3 protein-coding genes are annotated in these 3,384 nt (G+C 35.6%); all 3 read right to left on the bottom strand.

Annotated features, from left to right (window positions below):
• On the bottom strand, nt 1-769 hold a 769-nt coding region (locus AC1DTM_RS20770; RefSeq protein ID WP_477000770.1), incomplete at its 3' end, for a Ger(x)C family spore germination protein.
• Entirely contained in the window at nt 766-1,869 is a 1,104-nt protein-coding gene (locus AC1DTM_RS20765) for a GerAB/ArcD/ProY family transporter (RefSeq protein WP_016105286.1), read from the bottom strand. The genes AC1DTM_RS20765 and AC1DTM_RS20770, both read right to left, overlap by 4 nt.
• Before the next feature lie 4 nt (nt 1,870-1,873).
• Nucleotides 1,874-3,384 (bottom strand): spore germination protein (locus AC1DTM_RS20760; RefSeq protein WP_477000769.1); only part of this gene is annotated, 1,511 nt, incomplete at its 5' end.

Here is a 3,384-nt window from a genome sequence, read left to right as displayed (position 1 = left end):
CTTTAATATTATATGCAGTAAAACTTATCCAATCTTTATCCTGGCTATTCGACTTTAGTTTAATTGCAATTGTAAATGGAAAATCACCTGTAGTTCTTTGTTGCAGAATGCGTAATAATTTGTTTTCATCGTATTTTAGTGTTAATTTATACCTTCCTTTTTCATCTAACAAAGCTGTACCTGTCACAAATATTTTTTTCGTTTTTTTCATCTCAGTCATATTTGCTGTTAACCCTTTGTCTGCTATTTGTTCATGTAGTTCTTGAAGATTTGTTTTTACTGTGATATTTCTTAAAGAGGCGGTATCAACTAGTTTTGTTAAATATAGAGGAAGACGCGGCTTATCTTTTGGGTTATAAAAGATGACGTCCGAAACAGGTCCATCTACAGCAACAACCCTTGTGGTAACTGTATTTTTGGGATCTCGGTAAAATGGATCGAGATATTTCATCCAATTTTTTTGTTTCAGTAACCGTTTTCCAACTAAAATAACCTGTGTTTTACTTCCCGAGGTAAGTGCCATAACAGTAGCATCAAATTGGTCTCTAGATTTTCGAACCGTAGCAGATTTCACAACAGTAGTTTCTTCTTTTACCTTTGCTTCTTTATTGAAAACAGGGCTTGATATATACACTAATAAATTATCATTACGATCTAAATCGATACCAAGAACAAGAGTAAGAGAAACGTCTTCAACATTTGTTTGATCAAAGCATCCAGTCATCATGAATACCGATAACAAAATACAACATAGTACTTTTCTTTTCAATGTATCCTCCCCTGGCGAAACTTCTCATATAGATAGCAGTACAGCCATAAAATGATAGGTAATATATAGGTTAATCCTAATCCAGCATTCGATAATACCTGTTGCCAAATTTCGGCTTCATTCCAACTAGGATGAGTCCAAAATATGAATCCAATAATGAGCAATAAGAGAATAACTACATGAGAGCTGTGGTCTTGTTTTCCAAGTAATTGGCTTGAACAAAATACAGCGCAATATATGGTGGGAATCCATGCTGTGGAAACAACGGGTAAGTAAAGAGCCAATAAAATCATGTCAAAACGTTCTAAAAAACGAAACTCAATTACTTTAAGTAAATTTAGTACTGGTTGGTTAAATTGCGTAATGCTATCAGGGCTAAAATAGGCAAAGCAAACAAAAGTAGCAAATAAATAAAATAACATCGTTAAAGTATTTGCAATAACCATTCCATGGACTGCATACTGTTTTTTTTGTAAAAAGGGATATAAAAAGAACGCAATATCAAATCCTAAATAAGCAAAAATAGTGGTCGGTACAGCCGTAAATATAGGTTTCCACCCCTCTTTTAAGAGCGGAAAGAATGGCATCCAACTTCCGTTCTCTTTAAGAGGTATCAAAAAAAATAACGGAATCCAAAGCATCATATAAAAAGTAAGTTCGGAGTACCGCCCTATAATACGAGGGCCGTTACGTGCGACAAGAAAGGTAGGAATCGAAAATAAAAAGATAACGAGATAGTCAGGCGTTTTTGGAAGAAGCCATCCCTTAAGATAAAGCATAGCGTTCACAAGAACGACACAAGAATAAAAAGCGAAGTACATCATGTAAATAACAACGAATGCTTTCCCTACTATTTTTCCAAACAATCGTATAAGAATGTCATAAATCGTGTCCTCGGGATATCTTGCAGCAGTTTTCACTATAAATACACCTGATATTGTGGAGAATATCCAACCAATCAATATTGCTATCCATCCATCTGTTCCAGCTTTTTCTGCAAGCACGCGGGGAAGCGATAAAACGCCAGTGGCCACCTGCATTCCATTGATTAAAACAATATACTGCATAAGAGTGATTTCATTATAGGCATACTTTTTCATAATTTCACCTTTTATTATGATTCTTTCCTTGTCGAATAGATTGAATGGCTCTTTTACCCTTAGGACGTCTTCTTATTGCCCATAAAGGAAAGCGTACAAAAGCATCTTTCATATCTGCAAAGCGAAACGGTGCTAATGGCGTTCCGTAAGGGGTACCTAGCGATTCAAGGCTGATTAGATGTCCAATTAATGTCATCCATCCGATAACAAGTCCAACAATTCCAAATAAGGCAGCTGCTAGCATCATCGGAAAACGTAAAAATCTTACTGCCGCTCCCATATCATAATTAGGGATAACAAAAGAAGAGATGGCGGTAACAGCAACAACAATAATCATAATGTTGCTTACAATTCCCGCTTGAACAGCCGCTTGTCCAATAACAATACCACCTACAATTCCAACTGTCTGACCGATCGGAGTAGGTATCCTTAAAGCCCCTTCTCTCATCGTTTCCAATGTTATTTCCATAAGTAATGCTTCCATAACTGGAGAAAAGGGTACGCGTGTTCTTGATTCTGCAATAGATAAATACAGCTCTACAGGAATAACTTCAAAATTAAAGGAAATAAACGCAACATAACTCGCAGGTAAAAATAAAGCAATCATAAAGGCGATAAAACGAAGCACCCGAATAGACGAAGCAACTAACCACCTTGTACCGTAATCATCCACTCCTTGAAAAAAGGAAATAAAATTTGTTGGAGTAATTAACACATTAGGCGAATGATCCATTACAGTTACAAATCTGCCCTGTAGAATGTGAGATACTGCCAAATCAGGTCTTTCAGTTAATATAAATTGCGGAAACGGTGAGTAAGGGTTATCTTCAATGAATTCTATAAGTTCGCCATTACTAGCAACAGCGTCGACTGTAATATTTTGAATTCGTGTTTCTAATTCCTTCAGCACATCTTCAGAAGCTACATCTTTCAAATATAAAATAGAAATTCTGGTTTTGCTTCGTACACCAATTACTATTTCTTTTATCGTTAATTCACGATAAGGAATATACCTTCGAATCATTGCGATATTTTGACTTCCCGTTTCTATGAATGCTTGATGTGCACCTTTTAGAGCTATTTCGTTATGAGCGTCTTCAACACTTCTTTGTGGCCATCCTTTTGTATCCAGTTGATGTGCTGTTGTTCGACTGTGAATTAATAAAACACTATCTCCCCCAAAAATAGCATTTTCAATCTGACTCAATGTATTAATAATCTTAATTTGTCCTAATGGAATTGGAAGTTCTGTATTGGTATCAAAATCACTATGCATCAAAGGACTTAGAACATGATTTTGAATCAATTCTTTATCTGTTAATCCAGATAAATATACTAAAGCTGCTTCTAATCCATCTACTGTTATTTGAAACCGCCGAATTACTAAATCAGGTGCTTGACGAAATATGTTCTGAATATCAGCTATGTTTTTGGATAAATCAGCGTCTAAGAGGGAGTTTTCAATATTTTTTTCCTGAAAATGAGTATTGCCTCGTATTGAACATGACTTAGGAT

The sequence above is a fragment of the Bacillus sp. P4_D3 genome (assembly GCF_056401855.1).
Note: the sequence above shows the minus strand (reverse complement) of the source record. Positions and strands in the feature narration are given on the sequence as shown.